General features: G+C 62.1%; 21 protein-coding genes and 2 pseudogenes. 14 read left to right on the forward strand and 9 right to left on the reverse strand.

From position 1 onward, the window contains the following. Positions 1-6 precede the first annotated feature (6 nt). The 11 genes from tcyJ to HCF10_RS16740 all read left to right on the forward strand — a co-directional run bounded on the left by tcyJ (position 7) and on the right by HCF10_RS16740 (position 10,771). The gene (gene tcyJ / locus HCF10_RS16690; RefSeq protein ID WP_108573701.1) at positions 7-801 is read left to right on the forward strand and encodes a cystine ABC transporter substrate-binding protein; all 795 of its coding nucleotides are present in this window, start codon (positions 7-9) and stop codon (positions 799-801) included. Continuing rightward, positions 801-1,466 (forward strand): cystine ABC transporter permease, encoded by a 666-nt coding sequence (gene tcyL / locus HCF10_RS16695; protein ID WP_032884921.1) that lies wholly within the window; start codon positions 801-803, stop codon positions 1,464-1,466. The genes tcyJ and tcyL overlap by 1 nt, the downstream gene beginning before the upstream one ends. A gap of 3 nt (positions 1,467-1,469) precedes the next feature. After that, on the forward strand, positions 1,470-2,216 hold the full coding sequence (tcyN, locus tag HCF10_RS16700; RefSeq protein ID WP_053140245.1) for an L-cystine ABC transporter ATP-binding protein TcyN: 747 nt from the start codon (positions 1,470-1,472) through the stop codon (positions 2,214-2,216). A 368-nt stretch (positions 2,217-2,584) separates the two neighbouring features. Further along, a complete protein-coding gene (locus HCF10_RS16705; RefSeq protein WP_167655983.1) occupies positions 2,585-3,349 on the forward strand; it encodes a hypothetical protein in 765 nt (254 codons plus the stop codon). A 187-nt stretch (positions 3,350-3,536) separates the two neighbouring features. After that, a complete protein-coding gene (locus HCF10_RS16710; protein ID WP_167655984.1) occupies positions 3,537-4,778 on the forward strand; it encodes an SfnB family sulfur acquisition oxidoreductase in 1,242 nt (413 codons plus the stop codon). Between the two features lie 24 nt (positions 4,779-4,802). Beyond that, on the forward strand, positions 4,803-5,996 hold the full coding sequence (locus HCF10_RS16715) for an SfnB family sulfur acquisition oxidoreductase (protein WP_167655985.1): 1,194 nt from the start codon (positions 4,803-4,805) through the stop codon (positions 5,994-5,996). Then, positions 5,996-7,348, forward strand: coding sequence for an LLM class flavin-dependent oxidoreductase (locus tag HCF10_RS16720; protein ID WP_167655986.1), 1,353 nt, complete (start codon positions 5,996-5,998; stop codon positions 7,346-7,348). Before HCF10_RS16715 ends, HCF10_RS16720 begins: the two co-directional genes overlap by 1 nt. A gap of 145 nt (positions 7,349-7,493) precedes the next feature. Continuing rightward, positions 7,494-8,309: a MetQ/NlpA family ABC transporter substrate-binding protein gene (locus tag HCF10_RS16725; RefSeq protein ID WP_167655987.1), complete on the forward strand. Its 816-nt coding sequence runs from the start codon at positions 7,494-7,496 to the stop codon at positions 8,307-8,309. Beyond that, entirely contained in the window at positions 8,306-9,421 is a 1,116-nt protein-coding gene (locus tag HCF10_RS16730; RefSeq protein ID WP_167655988.1) for a methionine ABC transporter ATP-binding protein, read from the forward strand. The genes HCF10_RS16725 and HCF10_RS16730 overlap by 4 nt, the downstream gene beginning before the upstream one ends. Further along, positions 9,411-10,055 carry a methionine ABC transporter permease gene (locus HCF10_RS16735; RefSeq protein WP_016974994.1) on the forward strand — a complete coding sequence of 215 codons (645 nt, stop codon included), beginning with the start codon at positions 9,411-9,413 and terminating at the stop codon, positions 10,053-10,055. The genes HCF10_RS16730 and HCF10_RS16735 overlap by 11 nt, the downstream gene beginning before the upstream one ends. A gap of 89 nt (positions 10,056-10,144) precedes the next feature. Further along, positions 10,145-10,771 (forward strand): class I SAM-dependent methyltransferase, encoded by a 627-nt coding sequence (locus HCF10_RS16740; RefSeq protein ID WP_167655989.1) that lies wholly within the window; start codon positions 10,145-10,147, stop codon positions 10,769-10,771. Between the two features lie 109 nt (positions 10,772-10,880). Here HCF10_RS16740 and HCF10_RS16745 read toward each other — a convergent pair whose 3' ends face one another. From HCF10_RS16745 to HCF10_RS16755, 3 genes are read right to left on the reverse strand one after another with little or no spacing between them, the layout of a single operon-like run. Then, complete coding sequence (locus tag HCF10_RS16745) at positions 10,881-13,925, reverse strand: efflux RND transporter permease subunit (RefSeq protein WP_167655990.1); 3,045 nt, start codon at positions 13,923-13,925, stop codon at positions 10,881-10,883. Then, the gene (locus HCF10_RS16750; protein ID WP_167655991.1) at positions 13,922-14,992 is read right to left on the reverse strand and encodes an efflux RND transporter periplasmic adaptor subunit; all 1,071 of its coding nucleotides are present in this window, start codon (positions 14,990-14,992) and stop codon (positions 13,922-13,924) included. The genes HCF10_RS16745 and HCF10_RS16750 overlap by 4 nt, the downstream gene beginning before the upstream one ends. Next, positions 14,989-16,071 (reverse strand): efflux RND transporter periplasmic adaptor subunit, encoded by a 1,083-nt coding sequence (locus tag HCF10_RS16755; RefSeq protein WP_167655992.1) that lies wholly within the window; start codon positions 16,069-16,071, stop codon positions 14,989-14,991. Before HCF10_RS16755 ends, HCF10_RS16750 begins: the two co-directional genes overlap by 4 nt. 205 nt (positions 16,072-16,276) lie before the next feature. On the opposite strand from HCF10_RS16755, the gene HCF10_RS16760 reads away from it, so the two are divergent. Continuing rightward, on the forward strand, positions 16,277-16,633 hold the full coding sequence (locus HCF10_RS16760; RefSeq protein ID WP_131696996.1) for a hypothetical protein: 357 nt from the start codon (positions 16,277-16,279) through the stop codon (positions 16,631-16,633). 446 nt (positions 16,634-17,079) lie between these two features. On the opposite strand, the gene HCF10_RS16765 is transcribed toward HCF10_RS16760, so the two are convergent. The 5 genes and pseudogenes from HCF10_RS16765 to HCF10_RS16785 form a co-directional block, all read right to left on the reverse strand. After that, positions 17,080-17,862: a MetQ/NlpA family ABC transporter substrate-binding protein gene (locus HCF10_RS16765; protein WP_145335766.1), complete on the reverse strand. Its 783-nt coding sequence runs from the start codon at positions 17,860-17,862 to the stop codon at positions 17,080-17,082. A 149-nt stretch (positions 17,863-18,011) separates the two neighbouring features. Next, positions 18,012-18,932 (reverse strand): sigma 54-interacting transcriptional regulator, encoded by a 921-nt coding sequence (locus tag HCF10_RS16770; protein ID WP_167655993.1) that lies wholly within the window; start codon positions 18,930-18,932, stop codon positions 18,012-18,014. 49 nt (positions 18,933-18,981) lie between these two features. Then, positions 18,982-19,563 (reverse strand): alpha/beta hydrolase, encoded by a 582-nt coding sequence (locus tag HCF10_RS16775; protein ID WP_131696999.1) that lies wholly within the window; start codon positions 19,561-19,563, stop codon positions 18,982-18,984. A 212-nt stretch (positions 19,564-19,775) separates the two neighbouring features. After that, positions 19,776-19,878 (reverse strand): annotated as a pseudogene (locus HCF10_RS16780) (ExbD/TolR family protein); the annotation flags it as partial. 131 nt (positions 19,879-20,009) lie between these two features. Further along, entirely contained in the window at positions 20,010-20,876 is an 867-nt protein-coding gene (locus tag HCF10_RS16785; protein ID WP_167655994.1) for a LysR family transcriptional regulator, read from the reverse strand. Between the two features lie 108 nt (positions 20,877-20,984). Here HCF10_RS16785 and HCF10_RS16790 point away from each other — a divergent pair, with 108 nt between their 5' ends. Together HCF10_RS16790 and HCF10_RS31450 are read left to right on the forward strand one after the other, a co-directional pair. Then, positions 20,985-22,154 (forward strand): CynX/NimT family MFS transporter, encoded by a 1,170-nt coding sequence (locus HCF10_RS16790; protein WP_167655995.1) that lies wholly within the window; start codon positions 20,985-20,987, stop codon positions 22,152-22,154. A gap of 138 nt (positions 22,155-22,292) precedes the next feature. Further along, a pseudogene (locus tag HCF10_RS31450) lies at positions 22,293-22,511 on the forward strand (LysR family transcriptional regulator); the annotation flags it as partial. Here HCF10_RS31450 and HCF10_RS16795 read toward each other — a convergent pair. Further along, positions 22,429-23,523, reverse strand: a complete 1,095-nt coding sequence (locus HCF10_RS16795; RefSeq protein WP_167655996.1) for a fatty acid desaturase — start codon at positions 23,521-23,523, stop codon at positions 22,429-22,431. The pseudogene HCF10_RS31450 and the gene HCF10_RS16795 overlap by 83 nt on opposite strands. Positions 23,524-23,600 lie beyond the last annotated feature (77 nt).

Genomic DNA, 23,600 nt, shown 5'->3' on the forward strand with positions numbered 1-23,600 from the left:
CTCTTCATGACTATTTCTGTATTCCGTCGCACGTTGCTGGTTGGCACTTTGGGTCTGGCTCTCGGCGCCGGTTGGCTGGGCCAGGCGGTTGCCGGCGAGCAACTGGGCAACATCAAAAAGGCCGGCGAGATCAAAATCGGCCTGGAAGGCACCTACCCGCCGTTCAGCTTCGTCGATGAAAGCGGCAAGCTCAGCGGTTTCGAAGTCGAGCTGTCCGAAGCCCTGGCCAAAGAGCTGGGCGTGAAGGTCAAGCTCCAGGCCACACCATGGGACGGCATCCTCGCGGCCCTGGAATCCAAGCGCCTGGACGCGGTGGTCAACCAAGTCACCATCTCTGAAGAGCGCAAGAAGAAGTACGACTTCTCCACGCCCTACACCGTGTCCGGTATTCAGGCGCTGGTGCTGAAAAAGAACGTCGACACCATCAAGACCGCCGACGACCTGGCCGGCAAGAAAGTCGGGGTAGGCCTGGGCACCAACTACGAACAATGGCTCAAGGACAACCAACCCAAAGCCATTATCAAGACCTATAACGATGACCCGACCAAGTTCCAGGACCTGCGCATCGGCCGTATCGACGCCATCCTGATCGACCGCCTGGCTGCGCTGGAATACGCCAAGAAAGCCCCGGACACCGCCGCTGCCGGCGACGCCTTCTCCCGCCAGGAAGCCGGTATCGCCCTGCGCAAAGGCGAGCCCGAGCTGCTTGAAGCGGTGAACAAGGCCCTCGACAAGCTGCGCGCCGACGGCACCTTGAAGAAGCTGTCCGAGAAGTACTTCAACGCTGACGTCACTCAATAATGGAAGCAGGTTTCCAACTCGCGCTGGACTCCGCGCCCTTTTTGCTCAAGGGCGCGTATTACACGGTGATTCTCAGCCTTGGCGGGATGTTTTTCGGCTTGCTGCTGGGCTTCGGTCTGGCCTTGATGCGGCTGTCGCGCTTCAAGCTGCTGAGCTGGACAGCCCGCGTCTACGTGTCGTTCTTTCGCGGCACGCCCTTGCTGGTACAGCTGTTCCTGATCTACTACGGCTTGCCGCAAGTGGGCATCGAGCTGGATCCGATCCCGGCCGCCATGATCGGCTTTTCGCTGAACATGGCCGCCTACGCCTGTGAAATCCTGCGGGCCGCCATCGCTTCCATCGAGCGTGGCCAGTGGGAGGCCGCCGCCAGTATCGGCATGACCCGTGCGCAGACTCTACGCCGGGCCATCCTGCCGCAGGCGATGCGCACCGCCCTGCCACCTTTGGGCAACAGCTTTATTTCGCTGGTCAAGGACACCGCGCTGGCCGCCACCATCCAGGTGCCAGAGCTGTTCCGCCAGGCTCAACTGGTGTCTGCGCGCACCTTCGAAATTTTCACCATGTATCTGTCCGCTGCCCTGATCTACTGGGTACTGGCCAGCATCCTGGCGCATTTCCAAAACCGCCTGGAAGACCGGGTCAACCGGCATGACCTGGAGTCTTGAAGCATGATCGTGGTTGAAAAACTGACCAAGCAATTCAACGGTCAGGTGGTACTCAACGGCATCGACCTGGAGGTCAAGGAAGGCGAAGTCGTCGCCATCATCGGCCCCAGCGGTTCCGGCAAGACCACCTTCCTGCGCTGCCTGAATTTCCTCGAAGAACCCACCAGCGGCCGTATCAAGGTGGGCGACATCCAGATCGACGGGAGCAAACCGCTCAACCAGCAACAAGGCTTGGTGCGGCGCCTGCGCCAGCACGTGGGTTTTGTGTTCCAGAACTTCAACCTGTTCCCCCACCGCACGGCGTTGGAAAACGTCATCGAAGGGCCGACCGTGGTCAAGAAGATGCCGCGTGAAGAGGCTATCGCCTTGGGGCGCAAGTTGCTGGCCAGGGTCGGCCTGGCGGGCAAGGAAGACGCCTACCCACGGCGTCTTTCCGGCGGCCAGCAACAGCGCGTGGCGATTGCCCGCGCGCTGGCCATGGAGCCGGAGGTGATCCTCTTCGATGAGCCCACCTCGGCGCTGGACCCGGAGCTGGTCGGCGAAGTGCTGGCAACCATCCGCAGCCTCGCCGAAGAAAACCGCACCATGGTCATCGTCACCCACGAAATGAGCTTTGCCCGCGATGTCGCCAACCGGGTGATCTTCTTCGACAAGGGTGTGATCGTGGAGCAAGGCGAAGCCAAGGCGTTGTTCGCCAACCCCAAGGAGGAACGCACCCGGCAGTTCCTGAGCAAATTCCTGGCCCACTGAGATCCACCAGCAGGCGCTGGCTTACCAACGAAAATCGTCAACGATAACGTGTTTAGCCGAATTAACCGTGTCGTCTGGACGTTCTTCGCTGGCAAGCCAGCTCCTACAGGAACGCCTCGTTCCACCGAGTAAATCTCCCCACCACTCCCCCCTTAAAATCCCCCGCCCAGTCAGACCCTTCTGAATCTGCGCCAACCCGCCGTTTAGCCTTTTGCCTCCATTGACGCTCCTTGGCCAACCCTCTTATCTAGCGTCCAGAGGATTGGATCCTATCCCGGCTATTCACCGAATCGTTCTTTTCGGACCCAGCGCGCACCCGCGCCAAGGGCCCGGAACGGTTGCTGCTGGCTGCATCAAGGAGATTACTTATGACACGCCCCCTGCTCACCGCCCCGACGCTGCCCCAGGCCCTTCGAAATGGCATCAACGCCCTGGCGGCCGCACACCTGCAGATCGATATCGAGCCCTACCCCGGCATGGATGAAGGCGATCTGATCGAGCTGTTCTGGAACAACTGCTTTGCGGCCTCACGGCGGGTGACCGCAGGCAAGGTCGGCCTGCCAACCCATCTGCGGGTGCCGGAAAGTTTTGTGCAGGATGGCCCCGCTGAAGTTCACTACCGGGTCATGCAAATCGGCCACACACCCGCCTGCTCGGCCAGGGCCCACGTGCGGGTAAAAACCAACTGTCCGGGAGGCCGGCCCTCCCCGCTTTGCAGCGACGAAAACCAGAACCTTGCCCCTGTAGGCCTGCCCGAGACCATCCGCCGCTACGGCGTCAACGGTCGCCAGGTACGACGTGGTATTCCGCTGACCATCGCGCCTTACCTGAATATGGCCACGGGCGATGCCATCACCCTGCGCTGGGGAGATGTACGCATGGACCTGCCCAAGATCCAGGCCAAAGGCGTCGGGGTGGTCGTGCAGGTGTGGGTGCCTTCGACGGTAATTGTCGAGGCAGGTGACGACAGCCGCCTGGAGGTGACGTACTGCATTCTCGATCGTGTCGGCAACAATTCGCGCTGGGCTCCGACCCGCACCTTACGCATTGCCGCCTGCGCGCCGAGCCAGCCGGTCGGGAGAGCGCGGATCTATCAACCGCGCCCCCCTGGCTCACCCTGCGAACCTGGGTAGCAGACCTTCTATGCATATTCCCAAAAGTTAGTTTATTTAAATATTTAACACGCTTAGGGTATATGCACCGGACCACCGGACATCTCTGATTTTTCTGTTTTTATTTCATTGAATGCGAGGTCGGTATGGTCAGAATTACCCCGGTGCATAACGCCAGGGCATTACGTGCAGCCAAGGAGCGGCGCTGATGTCTAACTTGGCTCTAACACCCCCCCAGAATCATCTGGACGTTGCTCCCCTGCTGTTGCCGGCCACCGTGCTGCGCAACGATGCAGAGGCGCTGAAGGCTGCCCACGAGCTGGCCCAGGCCGCGCGCCTGCAAGCCGCCCAGCGTGACCAGCAACGTAAGCTGCCGTGGGCGCAGATCGAACAATTCACCCGCAGTGGGCTGGGCAGTATTTCCATTCCTCGCGAATACGGCGGCCCACAAGTCTCATTCGTGACCCTGGCCGAAGTCTTCGCGATCATCAGCGCAGCCGACCCGGCCCTGGGGCAGATCCCGCAGAATCATTTCGGCATCCTGCAGGTATTGCAGGGCGCCGCCACCGGGCGCCAGAAAGAGCAACTGTTCCAGAGCGTCCTCGACGGCTGGCGCATCGGCAATGGCGGCCCGGAGCGCGGCACCAAGAACACCCTGGAGCTCAAGGCGCGCATCACTGCCCAGGGCGACGGCTACGTGATCAGCGGCCAGAAGTTCTATTCAACCGGCGCGCTGTTTGCCCACTGGGTGGCGGTGAAGGCGCTGAACGATGACGGCAGGCAGGTCATGGCGTTTGTGCGCCGTGGCACCGAAGGGCTGCGCATCGTGGATGACTGGTCGGGCTTCGGCCAACGCACCACCGCCAGCGGCACCGTGCTGCTGGACCGCGTGCCAGTGGAGGCCGAACTGGTCGTTGAAAACTGGCGTATCGGTGAAAGCCCGACTATCCAGGGCGCCGTTTCGCAACTGATCCAGGCCGCCATTGACGCCGGCATCGCCCGTGGCGCGCTGGATGACACCATCGCCTTTGTGCGTGAGCGTTCGCGCCCGTGGATCGACGCCAAGGTCGAGCGGGCCAGCGATGACCTCTACGTGATCGCCGATATCGGCAAGCTGAAGATCGAACTGCACGCCGCCGAAGCGCTGTTGCGCAAGGCCGGGCAAGTGCTGGACCAGGTCAGCGCCGCGCCGATCACCGCACAGTCCGCCGCGCGTGCGTCAATCGCCGTGGCCGAGGCGAAGGTGCTCACCACTGAAGTGTCGTTGCTGGTCAGCGAAAAGCTCTTCGAACTGGCCGGCAGCCGCGCCACCCTCGCGGAGTTCAACCTCGACCGTCACTGGCGCAACGCCCGGGTGCACACCCTGCACGACCCGGTGCGCTGGAAGTATCACGCCGTCGGTGCCTATCGCTTGAACGGCACGTTGCCGGCTCGCCATTCCTGGATTTAACCGACCAGACCTCTGGAGAAACTCATGACCCTTTCTCACCGTGTCGCGGTTATCACCAGCGACGAACAAGCCCTTATTGTCGCCAGCGACCTGGCCGAAGACTTCCGTCGCGACAGCGCCCAGCGCGACCGCGAACGCCGCCTGCCGCTGCCCGAGCTGGACGTGTTCTCGCGCTCCGGCCTGTGGGGCATCAGCGTGCCCAAGGCATACGGCGGTGCCGGTGTGTCCAACGTCACCCTGGCCAAGGTCATTGCCCTCATCGCCCAGGCTGATGCCTCCCTGGGCCAGATTCCGCAAAACCATTTCTACGCCCTCGAAGTGCTGCGCGTGAATGGCAGCCCTGAACAGCAACAACGCCTGTATGCCGAAGTGCTCGCCGGCCAGCGTTTCGGCAACGCCCTGGCGGAACTGGGCACCAAGACCGCCCACGACCGTGTTACGTCCATCACCCGCGACGGCGACGGCTTCCGCATCACCGGCCGCAAGTTCTACGCCACCGGCGCGATCTATGCCCAGCGCATCCCCACCTCGGTGGTGGATGAACACGGCATCCAGCAACTGGCCTTCGTGCCCCGCGACAGCGAGGGGCTGACGGTTATCGACGACTGGAGCGGCTTTGGCCAGCGCACCACCGGCAGCGGCTCGGTGGTGTTCGATAACGTGTGGGTTGCGGCGCAAGACGTGATCCCGTTCCAGAGTGCGTTTGAGCGCCCGACCAACGTCGGCCCGCTGGCGCAGATTCTTCACGCCGCCATCGACACCGGCATCGCCCGCGCGGCCTTTGAAGATGCGCTGCACTTTGTGCGCACCAAGACCCGCCCGTGGATCGATTCCGGCAACGACAAAGCCACCGAAGACCCGCTGACCCTGAAGAGCTTCGGCCACCTGAGCATTCGCCTGCACGCCGCCGAGGCATTGCTGGAACGCGCAGGCGAACACCTCGACCGCACCCAGGCCGACAGCAATGCCGACACCGTGGCGGCGGCGTCCATCGCCGTCGCTGAAGTCCGCGCCTTGAGCACCGAGATTTCCCTGGCCGCCGGCAGCACCCTGTTCGAACTCGCCGGCAGCCAGGCCACCCTGGCCGAGCACGGCCTCGACCGCCACTGGCGCAACGCCCGCGTGCACACCCTGCACGACCCGGTGCGCTGGAAGTACTTTGCTGTAGGCAATTACTACCTCAACGCTGAAAACCCGCCACTGCGGGGGACCATTTGATGGCAAAGAAAAAGATCCTGCTCAATGCCTTAAACATGAACTGCATCGGGCATATCAACCACGGCATGTGGACCCATCCACGGGACACGTCCACCCAGTACAAAAGCATCGAGTACTGGACCGACCTGGCACAAACCCTGGAGCGCGGGCTGTTCGACGGTTTGTTCATCGCCGATATCGTCGGCGTGTATGACGTGTACCAGAACTCCATCGATGTGCCGCTCAAGGAGTCGATCCAACTGCCGGTCAACGACCCGCTGCTGCTGGTCTCGGCGATGGCCGCCGTAACCAACAACCTCGGTTTCGGCCTGACCGCCAACCTCACCTATGAGCCGCCGTATCTGTTCGCCCGGCGCATGTCCACGCTCGACCACCTGAGCCGTGGCCGGGTGGGCTGGAACATCGTCACCGGCTACCTCGACAGCGCCGCCAAGGCCATGGGCCTCACCGAACAGGTCGAGCATGACCGGCGCTACGACCAGGCCGATGAATACCTGGAGGTGCTCTACAAACTCTGGGAAGGCAGCTGGGAAGACGACGCGGTGCTCAACGATCCGCAGGCGCGGGTCTACGCGCAGCCGGGCAAGGTGCACAAGGTCGAGCACCATGGCGAGTTCTATCAGGTGGAGGGTTACCACCTGTGCGAACCGTCGCCGCAGCGTACGCCGGTGCTGTTCCAGGCCGGCAGTTCGGACCGTGGCTTGGTGTTTGCCGGGCGCCATGCCGAGTGCGTGTTTATCAGCGGGCAGAACAAGGCCGCGACTAAGGTGCAGGTGGACAAGGTACGCACCAGCGCGGTCGAGGCCGGGCGCAACCCGCAAGACATCAAGGTGTTCATGGGGCTGAACGTGATCGTCGGCGCCACCGAAGAACTGGCCTGGGCCAAGCATGCCGAGTACCTGAGCTATGCCAGCGCGGAGGCCGGCGTGGCGCACTTTTCGGCGTCCACCGCGATTGATTTTTCCCAATACGAACTCGACGAACCGATCCAGTACGTGAAGAGCAACGCGATCCAGTCGGCCACCAAGAACCTGCAAAACAACGACTGGACCCGGCGCAAATTGCTTGAGCAGCACGCCCTCGGCGGACGCTATATCACCCTGGTCGGCTCGCCCGAACAGGTCGCTGACGAGCTGGAATCCTGGATCAGCGAAACCGGGCTGGATGGCTTCAACCTGACGCGCATTGTCACGCCGGAAAGCTATGTGGACTTTATCGACCTGGTGGTGCCGGAGTTGCAGAAGCGGGGGTCGTACAAGACCGAATATGAGAGCGGCACGCTACGGGAAAAAGTCTTCCACGCCAGTGCTCGCCTACCTGAACAACACACCGGCTCGACCTACCGCCACTGATTGAAAAATGTGGGAGGGGGCTTGCTCCCGATAGCGGTGTATCAGTCACCACATTTGCCAACTGAACCACTGCTATCGGGAGCAAGCCCCCTCCCACATTGGATCTGCATTGTTTGTCCTAATACCTTATGACTGGAAACCCACTATGAAAAAGACATTCCTCAATAACCCAGTCAAAGCACTGGCCTTGGCCTTCGGGTTGTTCAGCTCGGCGGTGTTCGCCGCCGATGCACCGTTGAAAATCGGCACCACTGCCGCCTTCGCGATTCCCCTGGAAGCCGCAGTCGCCGAAGCCGGCAAGCAAGGCCTGAACGTCGAGCTGGTGGAATTCACCGACTGGATCGCGCCCAACGTCAGCCTGGCCGCCGGCGATATTGACGTGAACTACTTCCAGCACATCCCGTTCCTGGAAAACGCCAAGGCCGCCGCCGGTTTTGACCTGGTGCCGTACGCGCCGGGCATCATCAACAACGTCGGCCTGTACTCGAAGAAATACAAAAGCATCAACGACCTGCCCCAAGGCGCCAGCGTGGCAATTGCCAACGATCCGATCAACAGCGGTCGCGGCTTGCAACTGCTGGCCAAGGCCGGCTTGATCACCCTCAAGCCGGGCGTGGGCTACAAGGCCACCGAAGAAGACATCGTCACCAACCCGAAGAAGATCAAGATCCTGCAAGTCGAAGCCGTGCAGCTGGTGCGCGCCTATGACGATGCGGACCTGGTGCAGGGCTACCCGGCGTACATCCGCCTGTCCAAGACCTTCGATGCCGAGTCGGCGCTGCTGTTAGACGGCCTCGACCACCCGGAATACGTGATCCAGTTCGTGATCCAGCCCAAGAGCAAAACCGACCCGCGCGTGATCAAGTTCGTCGACATCTACCAGCACTCGCCAGTGGTGCGCGCGGCGCTGGATAAATCCCTCGGCAAGTTGTACCAAGTCGGTTGGGACGATAAAAAATGACCGCCGCCCACTCTCAACTGCGCGACCTGGGTTTACCGCCCAGGGACGCCGAACAGACAGAACTGCATCCGGACCTGAACCGCGCGCACGTGCGTTTTATCAACCTGGGCAAAACCTACGACGGCGGCGTGCATGCCTTGCAAGGCATCGACCTGGCGATCCAGCGCGGTGAAGTGTTCGGCATTATCGGCCGCAGCGGCGCCGGCAAATCGTCGCTGATCCGCACCATCAACCGCCTGGAACAACCCAGCAGCGGGCGCGTGTTGATCGATCAGGTCGACATCGGCGAGTTCGACGAAGACCACCTGGTAGCGCTGCGTCGGCGTATCGGCATGATCTTCCAGCACTTCAACCTGATGTCGGCCAAGACCGTGTGGCAGAACGTCGAATTGCCGCTGAAAGTCGCCGGCGTGCCCAAGCCCCAGCGTGAGCAAAAAGTGCGCGAGCTGCTGGAATTGGTCGGCTTGCAGGACAAGCACAAGGCCTACCCGGCGCAGCTGTCCGGCGGGCAGAAACAGCGCGTGGGCATTGCCCGTTCGCTGGTGCACGACCCGCAGATCCTGCTGTGCGACGAAGCCACCTCGGCCCTTGACCCGGAGACCACCCAATCGATCCTCGGCCTGCTGCGCGAGATCAACCGGCGCCTGGGCCTGACCATCGTGTTGATCACCCATGAGATGGCGGTGATCCGCGACATCTGCGACCGCGTGGTGGTGCTCGAACACGGGCGCATCGTCGAACAAGGCCCGGTGTGGCAAGTGTTCGGCAACCCGCAACATGAAGTCAGCAAGACCCTGCTGGCGCCGCTGCAACATGGGCTGCCGGAAGAACTGCAAAACCGTTTGCACACCCAGCCTGAATCACCGGACGCCGCCGTGGTGCTGCGCTTGCAGTTCACCGGCAGTGCCAGCGATGAACCGGACCTGGCCGCGCTGTTCAGCGCCCTCGGCGGGCGCGTGCGTCTGCTGCAAGGCGGTGTCGAACGGATTCAGGGGCATGCCTTGGGGCAACTGCTGCTGGCGGTGAACGGGTCACCCCATAACACCGAAGAACTGCGCAACCGCGCCGCGAACTGGGCACAACAGGTGGAGGTGCTGGGCTATGTGGTTTGATCGTTTAGTGCAGGGTGCCATCGACACCTTGTTGATGGTCGGCGTGTCATCGTTGATCGCCTTGCTGGTGGGGATTCCGCTGGCGGTGTTTCTGGTGACCAGCGACAAGGGCGGCATCTACCAGGCACCGGCGCTGAACCGGGTGCTGGGGGCATTCGTCAATCTGTTCCGCTCGATTCCGTTTTTGATCCTGATGGTGGCGCTGATCCCCTTCACGCGGCTGATCGTCGGCACCACCTACGGCGTGTGGGCGGCGGTTGTGCCGCTGACCATCGCCGCCACACCGTTCTTCGCGCGCATTGCCGAAGTGAGTCTGCGCGAGGTCGACCACGGCCTGATTGAAGCCGCCCAGGCCATGGGGTGCCGGCGCTGGCACATCATCTGGCATGTACTGCTGCCCGAAGCGCTGCCGGGGATTGTCGGCGGGTTCACCATCACTCTGGTGACCATGATCAACTCGTCCGCCATGGCCGGGGCCATTGGTGCGGGCGGCTTGGGCGACATTGCCTATCGCTACGGCTACCAGCGCTTTGATACGCAGATCATGCTCACGGTGATTGTGCTGCTGGTGATCCTGGTGGCGGTGATCCAGTTGGGTGGCGATCGGTTGGCGCGGGTGCTGAACAAGCGCTGAAAGCTGGGGCGGCTGCGCAGCCCAACGCGGGGCATGCCCGCTCGCCACAAGGTATAGTCGGGTCATCTCAACACCCGGTATTGCCCACCATGCCCCTCAAGCCCGACGACCTCGACCAGATCACGTCCACCACCCTCGGCCACTACAACAAGGTGGCCGAGGACTTCCGTGAAGGCACCCGCGATCACGATGTGAGCCAGAACATCGACGCGCTGCTGCGGCATATCCAATGCACTGCGCCCTTTACCGTGCTGGACTTCGGCTGCGGGCCGGGGCGGGATTTGCAGACCTTTACGCGCATGGGGCATATCGCCGTCGGCCTGGACGGCTCCGAGCGGTTTGCGCAGATGGCGCGCGAAGACAGCGGCTGTGAGGTGTTGCAGCAGGACTTCCTCAAGCTGGATTTACCGGCTGAACGCTTTGACGGGATCTTTGCCAATGCGGTGCTGTTTCATATCCCCAAGCAGGAACTGCCGCGTGTGCTCAAACAACTGCATGGGGCGTTGAAACCTGGGGGTGTGCTGTTCAGCTCCAACCCGCGGGGTGAGAACCAGGAAGGCTGGAATGGGCCGCGCTATGGCGCTTATCACGACCTGGAGGCGTGGCAAACACTGCTCACCGCCGCCGGCTTTGTGGAGTTGGAGCATTACTACCGGCCGCAGGGATTGCCTCGAGAGCAGCAGCCTTGGTTGGCCAGTGTCTGGCGCAAACCTTAGAGGCAACGCATTCCAAATGTGGGAGGGGGCTTGCTCCCGATAGCAGTGGATCAGTTGGAGCATCTTTGACTGACCCACCGCCATCGGGGGCAAGCCCCCTCCCACATTTTTAACGTTGGGGTTCGCGGATCTTGTACCAGGCCACATACAGCGCCGGCAGGAACAACAGCGTCAGCAAGGTGGCGATGATGATGCCGCCAATCATCGCGTAGGCCATCGGCCCCCAGAACACTTCCCGAGCAATCGGGATCATGCCCAGGCTCGCCGCAGCCGCCGTGAGCAGGATCGGCCGACGCCGGTGCTCGGTGGCTTCCACCACCGCGTCCCACGGCGTGTAGCCGGCCACTTCATATTCGTGGATCTGCGTCACCAGGATCACCGAGTTACGGATGATGATGCCGATCAGCGCCAGGATACCGAGGATCGCCACAAAGCCCATGGGCGTGCCCGTGGGGATCAACGCCAGCACCACGCCGATCAGCCCCAGCGGCGCGACACTGGCCACCAGGAACATCTTCTGCACGCTGTGCAGTTGGATCATCAGGAAGGTCGCCATGAGGAACAGCATCAGCGGCACCACGCTGGCAATCGGGCCCTGAGCCTTGCCGCTTTCTTCCACGGTGCCGCCCGTGGCGACCTTGTAACCCACCGGCAGGCCGGCGCTGAATGCGTCGATCTCCGGCTTGAGCTGCTTGACCAGGTCGGTCGGCTGCATCTCATCGCGCACCGACGCTTTAATGGTGATCGTCGGCTTGCGGTCGCGACGCCACACCAGCGGCTGTTCCAGTTCATAGCGCACGGTGGCGAAGGCCAGCAGCGGGATCGAGGTGCCGTTGGGCGTGACGATCTGCAGGTTCTGCAAGGTTTCCGGCGTACCGCGCTCGGCGTCCTCGGCACGGCCGACCACGTTGATCAGGTAGATGTCGTCGTGCACCTGGGTTACCGACGCACCACTGACCACGCTGTTCATCAACTGCGCCACGTCTTCGGATGACAGCCCGAGCTGGCGCGCCTTGTCCTGGGCAATGTCGATGCGCAGCACTTTGCCCGGCTCGTTCCAGTCGTAGATGATCTCGCCCAGGTGGGTGTTTTTATCCAGCAGGGTCGCCAGTTCGATGGCGTGCTTGCGCACCTGGTCGGTGTCTTTACCGGACACGCGATACTGGATCGGACGCCCCACCGGCGGGCCCATTTCCAGCGGTTGCACAAAACTGCCGATCCCCACGAAGTCGTCACGCAGGCGCTTTTGCAGGCGCGCAATCAAGGCACCGCGCTCTTCCAGGCCTTTGCTGACGATCACCAACTGCGCGTAGTAGGGGTTTTCCAGTTGCTGGTCGAGGGGCAGGTAGAAACGGATCGCACCCTGGCCGATATAGGTGCTCCAGCGCGTAATGTCCGGGTCGTCCTTGATGATCGCTTCCAGACGGTCGACCGTCTTGCGCGTCTCGTTGATCGAGGCGTTTTGCGGCAGGTTGAGGTCGACGAGAATTTCCGGGCGGTCCGACGACGGGAAGAACTGGTTCTGCACAAACTGCATGGAGAACACCGACGCCACGAACAGGCCCACGGTGATGCCGATGGCCCACCAACGGTTGCGCATGGCCCACAGCATGCCGCCATTGAACGCGCGGCCGATGCGCCCCGGCTCGGCGCTGTGGGGTTTCACCTTGGCACTGAGGATATGCACGCCGATCACCGGCGCAAACAATACCGCCACCACCCATGACACCAGCATCGCCACGGCAATCACCGCGAACAGGGTGAAGGTGTACTCCCCCGCCGAACTGGCGTTGAGGCCAATCGGCACGAAACCGGCGACGGTCACCAAGGTACCGGTGAGCATCGGGAATGCCGTGGAGGTGTAGGCATAGGTGGCCGCCTGCTCCTTGGTTTCGCCTTTTTCCAGACGTGTGATCATCATCTCCACGGTGATCATCGCGTCGTCCACCAACAGGCCGAGGGCGATGATCAACGCACCCAGCGACACGCGCTGCATGGTGATGCCGCTGTATTCCATGAACACGAACACCAGCGCCAGCACCAGTGGAATCGAGCACGCCACCACCAGCCCGGCGCGCATGCCGAGGCTGATAAAGCTCACCACCAGCACGATGATCACCGCTTCGAACAGCGCGCTGGTAAAGCCGCCGACCGCCTCTTCCACCACTTCGGCCTGGTCGGAGACCTTATGCACACCGACGCCCACCGGCAGGTCGGCGGTCAGTTCGTCCATGCGCGTGTGCAGTGCCTTGCCGAACGACTGGATGTTGCCGCCCTTCTGCATGGCGATGGCCAAGCCAATCGCCGGCTTGCCGTTGAAGCGGAACATCGGTCGCGCAGGGTCAACATAGCCACGGCTGATCTCGGCGATATCGGCCAGGCGATAGAAGCGGTCATTGAGGCGCAGGTTGACGTTGGCCAGGTCTTTTTCCGAGGCGAACTGCCCCGAAGTACGCACCGAGATGCGCTCCGGCCCGGCCTCGATCACCCCGGCGGGGGTCACCGCGTTCTGCGATTGCAGGCTTTGCACCACCTGGCGCTGGTCAATGCCCAGGGCCGCCAGTTTGCGCGTGGAGAAATTCAGGTAAATCACTTCGTCCTGCTGGCCGATCATCTCGACCTTGCCCAGCCCCGGCACCGAACGGATCTCGGCGCGCACCTGCTCCACGTAGTCGCGCAACTGGCGCATCGACAGGCCGTCGCCGGTAAAGGCATACACCGAGCCGAACACATCGCCGAATTCGTCGTTGAACGACGGCCCCTGCAAGCCCTGGGGGAAGGTGCCGCGAATGTCGTCGATCTTCTTGCGGACCTGGTACCAGATCTCCGGAATCGCCTTGGCGCTGGTGGTGTCCTTGAGGAACACGAACACCGTGGATTCACCCGGTCGCGTGTAGCTTTTCACGTAGTCGAGGGAGTCGAGTTCCTCGAGCTTTTTCTCGATGCGGTCGGTGACCTGCCTGAGGGTTTCTTCCTGGGTCGCGCCCGGCCAGCGGGTCTGGATCACCATGGTCTTGATGGTGAACGAGGGGTCTTCCTCGCGGCCCAGGTTCATGTAGGAGAACACGCCCATCAGCAACGCGACGAACATCAGGTACCAGACGAAGGACTGATGCTTGAGGGCCCACTCGGATAAGTTGAAGCTGCCTTTCATCGCGGGCTGTCCTCGTCGATTTTGACTTTCTGCCCGGGCTTCAGGCTGTTCACGCCGGCGGTAACGATACGTTCGCCGGGTTTGACGCCGCCGTTGAGCAAGGCGCTGTCAGCGTCACGGCTAAGCACCGTGATGTCGCGCGGTTGTACGGTCTGGCTTTGGGTATCGAGCAACCAGATGCGGGTCTTGCCGTCGACTTCCTGCAAGGCGCTCAGGGGCAACTCGATGCGTGGGGCGATGGCCGAACTCAAGGTCACGCTGACCGCCGTGCCAAGGCGGAACGCGGGCGGCGTTTCGGCCAGGGTCAGGCGCGCGCGACGGGTGCGCGTGGCGCTTTGGGCCTGGGGTTCGATCTCGCGCACGGTGGCGGTGGTGTTGACGCTGGGGTCGAGTTGCCCGGCGACGAGGAACACCCCATCCGGCGGCAGGCGCTCGGCGAGGCCGGCGGGCAGGTCGATGACCGCCTCCTTGATGTCCGGGCGCGCCAGGGTCACCACTTGCTGACCGGCGCTGACCACCTGGCCGGCCTCGGCATTCCAGGCGGTGACGATGCCGGCGTGGTCGGTGCGCAGTTCGGCGTAGTTGAGCTGGTCTTTGGCTTGATTGACCGAAGCCCGGGCCTGGTCGAGGGAAGCCTGGGTGGTTTTCAGGTCGGTCTGGGCCACATCCAGTTGGGCCTGGGCGCCGACACCACGGTTGAACAGCTCCTGCTGGCGACGGGCATTGGCCTGGGCATTGATGAACTGCGCCTGCACCCGCGCCAAATCGCCTTGGGCGGCGCGCAACTGGTTCTGTTGGTCGGTAGGGTCGAGCACGGCGAGCAAGGCGCCCTTCTCCACTTCGGCGCCCACATCCACGGCACGCCGGGCGATGCGACCGGGGACGCGGAAGCCCAGGTTGCTTTCGTAGCGAGCCTGGATGGTGCCGGCGAAGCGGCCGAGGGTCTCCTGGTCTTCGGACTTCACCTCCATGGACAGCACCGGGCGCACGGGCTCAGGCGCCGGTTCTTCCTTGGAGCAGGCCATCAGCAACAGGCTGGCGGCGAGTACAACCGTCAGGCGCTTCATGGCTGGGCTCCTGGCTGGGCGATCTCGACCAGCATGCCGGGGTGCAGTAGTTGCCCACCAGCCACCACGACTTTTTCGCCGCCCTTGAGGCCGTCGCCAATAATCACTTTGCCCGTGAGGTAACGCGCCACACTGACCTTGTGCAGTTGCGCCTTGCCCTCGCCGTCCACCAGCCATACGGCGGGCTCGCTGAGGTCTTTGGTCAACGCCGACCAGGGCAGCTCGATGCTCGATTTGGCCGGGCCATTGGCGGTGGCGCTGACCACCGAACCAAGCCGCATGCCTTCGGGCAACGATTGCAGGGCGATCTTCACTTGCACCGTGCCGGTATTGGCGGCCACGGTCGGTGTGACTTCACGCACTTTACCCACGGCCTTGATGCTCGGGTTATCCAGCAGGCTGACGGTGATCGGCGCATCGGGCGGCGGCTCAACCAGCAGTGACTCATAAACGTTGAACACCGCATCGCGCTCGCCATCGGTGGCCAGGCTGAAAATCGGCACGGTGGCCTGTACCACCTGACCGACTTCGGCCTGGCGCGCGGTGATCACTCCCGGCGCATCCGCAATCAGCGCGGTATAGCCGAGTTGTTCACGGGCGTTGGCCAACTGCGCCTGCGCGGCGGCCAGGGCACTTTGGCTGCTGCGCAGCGCGGCCTGGGCGGAATCGTATTCGCTGCGGCTGGTGTAGCCCTTGGGCAGGAGTTTTTCCTGGCGCACAAACGCGGCGGCGGTCTGCTTGACCCGCGCCTGTTCGGCCACGACCTGGGCCTGGGCGGAATCGACGTTGGTCTGCAAATCCTTGGGATCAAGCTTGGCCAGCACTTGCCTGGCGGTCACGCGGTCACCCACATCCACCATGCGCTGGATGATCTTGCCGCCGACGCGGAAGGACAAGTCGGTCTGCACGCGCGCCTGCACATCCCCGGTCAACGTGACGGCCGCGGCGAAATCCGCGGGTTGCACGGTTTGCACAAATACTCGGGAATGCTGCTTGGGTTCGGCGTTTTCCTGGCCGCAAGCGCTCAGCAACACCACTAAACCCAAACCGACGATACAGGTGGAAATACGACCGCCCATGCGGACTCCTTGTGCGCGATGCGATGTGCCAGTGTGTATGCGACTGTGAGCTTAGATCAGGGTTCCCAAGCCGGCGCGACCTGTGAGTTCTAACAGTAGACAGCCCTCGACAACCCTCGTAAACATTGACCCCGGTCTTGCTGCACGGTCATTCGCGCGTGCTGCAGTGCAAGCAAATCACGCCCCCTGTACTGAGGTAGACCCAATGAGCAGCCAAGATAAAAAAATGCTTCCACCCCTGCAGATTACCGAAGCCACGCCGCCGACGCCGCCTTCCGACCACTATGAACTGTCCTTGAAGAATGTCCCCGACCAAGGAGCGACGGTCATCATCCAGCCGACCGATATAGGTACGAGCAAGGACCGTCTCCAGATCTTCATCAGCCGGCGGCCGGTGGTGGATATCGAATTCAACAACAACCCACCGCAGCAAATTCGCACACATATTCCCCGAGCTGTATTGCTGCAACACCTGGGCGTCCATCCCATCCATTACATGATTCGAATCGGCCAAGGAAATGGCGAGATGGGCGCCTCGGAAAACTATCGGATTACCCATTGAACAGGGGCAGGCTCATCTTCCGTCTCGACAGGGCCAACGTCGCGTAGCACGAGCGTGGCGGTAGAAACCGTAACATTCAGCCCCGATTCGCGGGTTTGGCAGGTGACAGCTATGGTTGGGGGGTCTGTTTTCGAGGGAATGAACAATGAACAAAGCGAAACCGATTGATCCGCAGGAGCTGGTGAAATGGTTGGTGGCGTTGCGCAGGGCGATTAACAGCCGAGCGCTCTAAAACCACTAACAATCCAAAGTGAGATGAAGATCAATTGTGGGAGGGGGCTTGCTCCCGATAGCGGTGGTTTAGTCAGTACATCTTTGACTGACACACCGCTATCGGGAGCAAGCCCCCTCCCACATTTCGATTGCATTCCAAATTCCAGGCATAAAAAACGCCGACGCTGTAGTAGCCGCCGGCGTTGAAACCTTGAAGGGGGTTTTGGCTTACATCAGAACGCGGGCACGACTGCACCGTTGTACTTCTTCTCGATGAAGGCTTTGACTTCCGGGCTGGTCAGGGCCTTGGACAGTTTCTGGATAGCGTCGCTGTCCTTGTTGTCCGGACGAGCCACCAGGAAGTTCACGTACGGCGAGTCGGCACTTTCGATGATCAGCGCGTCCTTGGCCGGGTTAAGACCCGCTTCCAGCGCGTAGTTGGTGTTGATCATATCCAGGTCAACCTGGTCCAGCACACGTGGCAGCAGGGCCGATTCCAGCTCTTTGAACTTCAGGTTCTTCGGGTTGCTGGCGATGTCTTTCGGCGTGGCCAGGGCGTTGGTCGGGTCTTTCAGGGTAATCACACCGGCTTTCTGCAGCAGCAACAGGGCGCGGCCGCTGTTGGAGCCTTCGTTCGGGATGGCCACGGTGGCGCCATCCTTGAGCTCGGAAATATTCTTGATCTTTTTCGAGTAACCGCCGAAGGGCTCAACGTGCACGCCAACCACGGTGACCAGGTTGGTGCCCTTGCCCTTGTTGAAGTTTTCCAGGTACGGCAGGGTCTGGAAGTAGTTGGCGTCCAGGCGCTTCTCGGCAACCTGCACGTTTGGCTGGACGTAGTCGGTGAAGACTTTGATTTCCAGGTCCACGCCTTCTTTTTTCAGGGCTGGCTTGACCAGTTCGAGGATCTCGGCGTGCGGGACCGGGGTCGCGGCAACCACCAGTTTCTCGTTGGCCTGGGCGAAGCTTGCAGTCAGGGCAGCCGCCAGTGCGGTAAACAACAGAACCTTTTTCATGCAGTGTCCTTATCGAAATTCCGGGGCGTCTCTGACGACCGTTTTTTATGTGGTGTGCCAGCGAAGTGCTATCGCGGCGTGGGAGGGACAATACCTATATTTTTTATTCCCGAACAATATCTTTTATTCACGTTGATATTCCATTTTGCTCATGTAGCGGCTTGTTCGCGTAGAAAGCGGCGCAAGTCTTCCTGCTCAGCCGGGCTCGCATTGGCGAAAATCCGCTGCACTTGTTCCAACGGCGAGCCCGCCACCGGCAGGTTCAGATGCTCGGGCAGAATTTCGTCGCCACTGCTCACCAGCAAGGCGAAGTGGATGACGTTCTCCAACTCACGGGTATTGCCCGGCCAACTGTGGTGTTCCAGCACATGCTGGGCCGCATCGCTGATCAGGGGCACCGGCAGGTCCAGGCGCTGGCTGTAGATACCCAGAAAGTATTCGGCCAACGACAGGATATCGCCCACCCGCTCACGCAATGCCGGCAAATCCAACTGACCTTCGCTGAGATAATGGAACAGCCGCTCATGAAACTTGCCGGCGGCCACGGCCTGGGCCAGGTCGATACTGGTGGCGGCCACCAGGCGCACGTCCACCGGGCTCGGCTGGTGGGCGCCAACGCGGGTGACTTCATGGTTTTCCAGGGCCGCCAGCAGTTTCACCTGGATCGGCAGCGGCAGGTCGCCGATCTCATCCAGGTACAAGGTGCCGCCATTCGCCGAGCCAAACCACCCGGCCCGGCTGCTGGCCGAGCCACTGTGGGCGCCGGCGGCATAGCCGAACAACTCGGCGTCGGCGTAGGTTGGGCTGATGGCGCCGCAATTGACCGAGACAAACAAACCGGAGCGGTCGCTGCCCCGGTGAATATGCCGCGCCAGCAACTCTTTACCGCTGCCGGTCTCGCCCCGAATCAATACAGGCAAGGCGCGCGGGGCGAGATTTTCCAAGTCTTCGCGCAGTTGCCGCGAGCGTGGGTCAACAAACACCAACGCCTTGGCGCGGATGCTCAGCGGGCTTTTTTCGGCGTCGGGAAAGGTCAGCAGTGGCTGACCGAAGGTTTCATGCAGACTCATGGCAGGCTCCCGCCCCCAATCCACTCAGGGACGGGGCGTTGAAAAAATATCAGGCGGTGCGCCGGGCGTGATGCTCGAGGCGGCTTTGCAGGCGATACAGGTAGGCGAACCCCTGCTCCCAGCGCTGGTGACCGGACTTCACATTGATATGCCCGGCCCCGGACAGGATGCCGGCTTCGGCGCCCCAGTGACGCGCCAGCTCCAGGGCACGGGGGGCGCTGACGGCGCTGTCGTTATCGGAACTGACCACCTGGCTGGGAAAGGGCAGCAGGTCGGTCGGGATCGGCGCAAAGTTGCGCAGGGCGGGCGAGCACGCCGGACGTTCGACGTCCGCAGGAGCCACCAGCAAGGCCCCGCGCACCTGCCGCAGGAACTGCACGGGTGCAGTGGCAGCCCAATGGGCCACGGTGATGCAGCCCAGGCTATGGGCGATCAGAATCACCGGGGTGCTGTCGGCGGCGATCGCCTCGGCCAGCGCGGCTACCCAGTCTTCGCGGCGCGGCGTCAGCCAATCGGCCTGCTCCACACGCGCGCTGTTGGGCAGGCTGTTCTGCCAATGAGTTTGCCAATGATCTTCTGGCGATCCTTGCCAGCCAGGCACGATCAGGTAACGAATCGACTCGCTGTGCATGGGTGTGCCCTCCTGCAGCGTTTAACGTTGCAGGACAGTATAGGGACGAGGGTTATATTCGTTAAGGAATAAGAAGCTATTTATTAATAACCAAAAACTCAAACCTGCATGAGGTTCAAATGTGGGAATTGGCGGCGTGGCTTGAATTTCAGGCAAAAAAAAGGCCGCACCCTGCCAAGGAGACGGCCAAAAACTTGTCGAGGCTTTTGCCACTAACGTGCGGTAATCACCGACAGCTTGGTAATGCCCGCGCTCGATAGACGCCATGGCTCGCGCCACTTCGCCGTAGTTCACTCCATCGTCAGCTTGCAAAAGCGCTTCGGGGTTTGCTGCGTTCGCAATTGCCCCAACGGCGCGCGGTGCGGCCGCCCAAGGTCGACCAACTCACCACTCGGTGCTTGGCGCCGAGGTGGTTTTTTTTGATGTTTTTCAGGCATACAAAATATTCAGTTAAGGCATGGCTCAACGGGGCTGTTTGCGCACAAATCGAACAGTTCAGCCTGTAAGCACTGCCCTGCGGCACTCAGGCCATGACGGGCATACAACGCCAGACGCACGCCTTGCACCACGGGCAAACCACTGTCCGGCCCCAGTTCCACATGCCCTGGCTGCACGACCCGTCGCGGCAACAGACTCACACCCAATCCCGCCGCCACCGCCGAACACACGCTGGCCAGGCTTGCGCTGGAATAACCGATACGCCAGCGCCAGCCGCCCACTTCCAGGTGGTGCAGCATTTCATTGCGGTACAGGCCGCCCACCGGGAATGCCACCAACGGCAGAGGGTCGCGCCCCAGGCACGGCGTGCTGTGGCTGTCTACCCAACACAGCGGCTCGGGCCACGACGCCAGGCAGTCATCGCTGCTGCCCATCTGCTTGACCAGCAACACGTCGAATTCACCACTGCGGTACTGACGCTGCAACTCGGGCCCCAGGCCGCTGGTGACCTCCAGCCGCACCCGTGGATACGCCAGCACAAACGCCGACAGCAACGGCATCAGGCGCTCGGCGGCAAAGTCTTCCGGTACGCCGAGGCGCAGCACGCCGTCGCTCTGTTGGTTGATCAACACATCGGCGGCTTCTTCATGCAGCGCGAGGATGCGCCGTGCATAGGCCAGTAAGCGCTCGCCCTCAGCGGTGGCGACCACGCGGCGCTGGTCGCGGTCCAGCAACTGGCACGCCACCGCCTCTTCCAGGCGGCGGATCTGCTGGCTCACGGTGGACTGGGTCAAGTGCAGGCGCTCGGCGGCGCGGGTGAAATTGCCGCAGTCCACCACAGCGACAAAACTGCGCAACAACACGGGATCGAACATGGGCGTCACCATTCCATTAGCCACTGATTGTCATGGTTATATTTAATTTCAGAATACCTTTGGCGCTGACCATACTCACGCCTCATTTACCGACTGCAAGAGCGTTGCATGACCCTGAATAAATCCCTCGCCGGCTGGGGCCTGCTGGTGGTGCTCGGCCTGAACCTGCGGCCGATCCTCAGTTCCATCAGCCCGTTGCTCGGCGAGATTCGCCAAGCCACCGGCCTGAGTTTCCAGAGCAGCGCCCTGCTGACCAGCCTGCCGGTGGTGTGCATGGGGTTGGTGGCGCTGGTGGGCGTGCGCGTGGAAGCCCGTCTGGGCGAGCGGCGCGGCGTCGCCCTGGGCTTGATGATGATCCTGCTGGCGTGCCTGGCACGCTGGTTGATGGGCCAGGCGTCGGCGCTGCTGGTCACGGCGCTGCTCGGCGGCGCGGGGGTGGCGCTGATCCAGGCCTTGGTGCCGGCGATGATCAAGCGCGAATTCCGTCATCGCGTGCCGGTGGCGATGGGTGTGTACTCAGCCTCGCTGATGGCCGGCGGCGGGCTGGCAGCGCTGCTCAGCCCGCTGGTGGCCACGCATTTCCAGGAGTGGCAGGCGGGGTTGGGGGTGTGGCTGCTGCCGGCGCTGGGCGCCTTGCTGCTGTGGGCCTGGCTGCCCCTGGGCGCGGCCAGAAATCCACAGGTGGTGCCGGCCTTCAAGGACCTGCGCAATCGCCGCGCCTGGTTGCTGGCGCTGTATTTCGGCCTGGTCAATTGCGGCTACATGAGCCTGGTGGCGTGGTTGCCGGCCTACTATCAGCAACTGGGCTGGGGTGTGTTGCCCAGTGGTTCGCTGCTGGCGTTCATGACCATTTTCCAGGTGATCGCCGCGCTGTTGATGCCGGTGCTGGCGCAACGCGGTATCGACCGTCGGCCGCTGCTGGGCATTGCCCTGCTGGCCCAGACCGTGGGTTACCTCGGCCTGATCGTCGCGCCGCAGGCGTCTGCGCACCTATGGGTGGCGTTGTGTGGCTTCGGCTTGGGCGCGTGTTTCGCCTTGAGCCTGCTGCTGACCCTCGACCACCACCGCGACCCACGCCAAGCAGGGCAACTGGCGGCCTTTGTGCAAGGCGTGGGTTTCTTGATCAACGCGGTGTCGCCGTGGATGACCGGCTGGCTGCGCGAGCTGACCGGCAACTTTGTCAGCGCCTGGGTGGTGCTGACGGTCACGGCGGTGGCGATGCTGGTGGTGACGCGAGTGTTCAGCCCGGCCACGTACCGGACTGCGCCTGCTCTATAGACATGCATTTAAGATCTACATAAACCAACAGTGCTTCGTTGACGGAATAAGTAACCCTCTTAAAATCCCGGTTCTCCCACAGGATGCCGGGCACACCATGGACCTTCGCCAACTGCGCTACAACGAAACCGCAGCTTCGTACGCGCGGCGGACGCCATCGGACTGGGGGCTGAAGAAGCCTTCGTCGAGGCATTCGCCCGGGGCGAGTTGCAGGTGCTGCACTGGCGCAACCTGCCCCACGCCCTCGACAGCTTGAACAACCGCTGTGGTGTGATCAGCCGCGCTGGGGTGCGCTTGTCGCCTGCGGCGAAAGCGTTGATCGAGACGCTGCTGGCGGTGGAAAGCCAAGCCGATTAGCCCGCGCAAACGTGCCGAAATCATTGAAGCGCACGCCCATCTCGGCCATGACCTTATGCGCCACCTTGGCCGTCATCTGGCGGATGTAGAACGGCTCCTTCACCACAAAATGGTGAATCCCGTGGGTGCTGCCGAAGTTGAAGCAGAACGCCTGCAACGGCCACATCCACCACGGGTTCAGCACTTGGGTTTGCTGGATCACATTGCCCAGTTCCACATCGCCGTAGTAGTGCATGTTGGAGCTGACAAAGTGCAGGCAAAAGGTGCGCAGCACGTTGGGGCCGATGATCACCACGGCGGCGATGTCGATCACCTGCATCATCTGCAAGGTGCCGGTGGACCAGTCGATCGGCGTGCCCAGCAGGCTGGCGATGCCGTTGGCGGCATGGAAACCGAGGAAGACGTACCACGCGCCCCAATGCAGCAGCGCCAGCGGTGCGTAGACCAGCAGCGAGCGCTTGAGGATCTTGAGTTTGTGGCCCCAGGTCTTGGCGCGCAGCATGCGGATAAACGCCGACATCACGTTATCGCCCACCATCAGCAACCGCGCGAAGCCCCAGGGCTCGCCGTTGGTGATCGCACGCTCTTCCATATCGGTCTCAGTGCCGGAGACCTTGTGGTGATTGAGGTGCAGGTGGCGACGGATCCACGGGTTGATGGTGCTCGGCCGCGCCAGCCACACCAGGCCCATCATCAGGTTGTGCGGCACGCGCTGTTTGCGAAAGTACATGCTGTGGATCAGGTCGTGTTCCAGCTCGTGGGTCAGTGAGGCGAGGAACGCATTGAGCAGCAGGCAGGCCCACCAGGCCATATGACCGCTGATATAGAGCGCCGCCGAGCCGATCATGCCCAGCAAGGCAAAGGCCAGGATGCCCGCGCCCAGGGCGTCCTGATGCTGCAACCACGGGTGCCGGCGACGCAAGCGCACGCCTTCGGCGAGCACCACCTCGCGGATATGCGCCGAACGCTGTTGCGCGTTCATCTGCTGGGGACTTGCAGAAGTACCGTCCATGCTCCCATCCTCTTATTCATTGATGGTTACATCCTGCACCAGGGCTTCTTGCAGGACGCTAGCCCCACACGCCAACC

The organism is Pseudomonas sp. B14(2022) (assembly GCF_012030485.1).
In the GTDB taxonomy this organism is placed as follows: Bacteria; Pseudomonadota; Gammaproteobacteria; order Pseudomonadales; family Pseudomonadaceae; genus Aquipseudomonas.

Excerpts from the sequence above, each read along its gene's own strand:
- tcyJ (WP_108573701.1), top strand. The coding sequence starts at position 7 with ATGACTATTTCTGTATTCCGTCGCACGTTGCTGGTTGGCACTTTGGGT.
- tcyL (WP_032884921.1), top strand. The coding sequence starts at position 801 with ATGGAAGCAGGTTTCCAACTCGCGCTGGACTCCGCGCCCTTTTTGCTC.
- tcyN (WP_053140245.1), top strand. The coding sequence starts at position 1,470 with ATGATCGTGGTTGAAAAACTGACCAAGCAATTCAACGGTCAGGTGGTA.
- HCF10_RS16705 (WP_167655983.1), top strand. The coding sequence starts at position 2,585 with ATGACACGCCCCCTGCTCACCGCCCCGACGCTGCCCCAGGCCCTTCGA.
- HCF10_RS16710 (WP_167655984.1), top strand. The coding sequence starts at position 3,537 with ATGTCTAACTTGGCTCTAACACCCCCCCAGAATCATCTGGACGTTGCT.
- HCF10_RS16715 (WP_167655985.1), top strand. The coding sequence starts at position 4,803 with ATGACCCTTTCTCACCGTGTCGCGGTTATCACCAGCGACGAACAAGCC.
- HCF10_RS16720 (WP_167655986.1), top strand. The coding sequence starts at position 5,996 with ATGGCAAAGAAAAAGATCCTGCTCAATGCCTTAAACATGAACTGCATC.
- HCF10_RS16725 (WP_167655987.1), top strand. The coding sequence starts at position 7,494 with ATGAAAAAGACATTCCTCAATAACCCAGTCAAAGCACTGGCCTTGGCC.
- HCF10_RS16730 (WP_167655988.1), top strand. The coding sequence starts at position 8,306 with ATGACCGCCGCCCACTCTCAACTGCGCGACCTGGGTTTACCGCCCAGG.
- HCF10_RS16735 (WP_016974994.1), top strand. The coding sequence starts at position 9,411 with ATGTGGTTTGATCGTTTAGTGCAGGGTGCCATCGACACCTTGTTGATG.
- HCF10_RS16740 (WP_167655989.1), top strand. The coding sequence starts at position 10,145 with ATGCCCCTCAAGCCCGACGACCTCGACCAGATCACGTCCACCACCCTC.
- HCF10_RS16745 (WP_167655990.1), bottom strand. The coding sequence starts at position 13,925 with ATGAAAGGCAGCTTCAACTTATCCGAGTGGGCCCTCAAGCATCAGTCC.
- HCF10_RS16750 (WP_167655991.1), bottom strand. The coding sequence starts at position 14,992 with ATGAAGCGCCTGACGGTTGTACTCGCCGCCAGCCTGTTGCTGATGGCC.
- HCF10_RS16755 (WP_167655992.1), bottom strand. The coding sequence starts at position 16,071 with ATGGGCGGTCGTATTTCCACCTGTATCGTCGGTTTGGGTTTAGTGGTG.
- HCF10_RS16760 (WP_131696996.1), top strand. The coding sequence starts at position 16,277 with ATGAGCAGCCAAGATAAAAAAATGCTTCCACCCCTGCAGATTACCGAA.
- HCF10_RS16765 (WP_145335766.1), bottom strand. The coding sequence starts at position 17,862 with ATGAAAAAGGTTCTGTTGTTTACCGCACTGGCGGCTGCCCTGACTGCA.
- HCF10_RS16770 (WP_167655993.1), bottom strand. The coding sequence starts at position 18,932 with ATGAGTCTGCATGAAACCTTCGGTCAGCCACTGCTGACCTTTCCCGAC.
- HCF10_RS16775 (WP_131696999.1), bottom strand. The coding sequence starts at position 19,563 with ATGCACAGCGAGTCGATTCGTTACCTGATCGTGCCTGGCTGGCAAGGA.
- HCF10_RS16785 (WP_167655994.1), bottom strand. The coding sequence starts at position 20,876 with ATGTTCGATCCCGTGTTGTTGCGCAGTTTTGTCGCTGTGGTGGACTGC.
- HCF10_RS16790 (WP_167655995.1), top strand. The coding sequence starts at position 20,985 with ATGACCCTGAATAAATCCCTCGCCGGCTGGGGCCTGCTGGTGGTGCTC.
- HCF10_RS16795 (WP_167655996.1), bottom strand. The coding sequence starts at position 23,523 with ATGGACGGTACTTCTGCAAGTCCCCAGCAGATGAACGCGCAACAGCGT.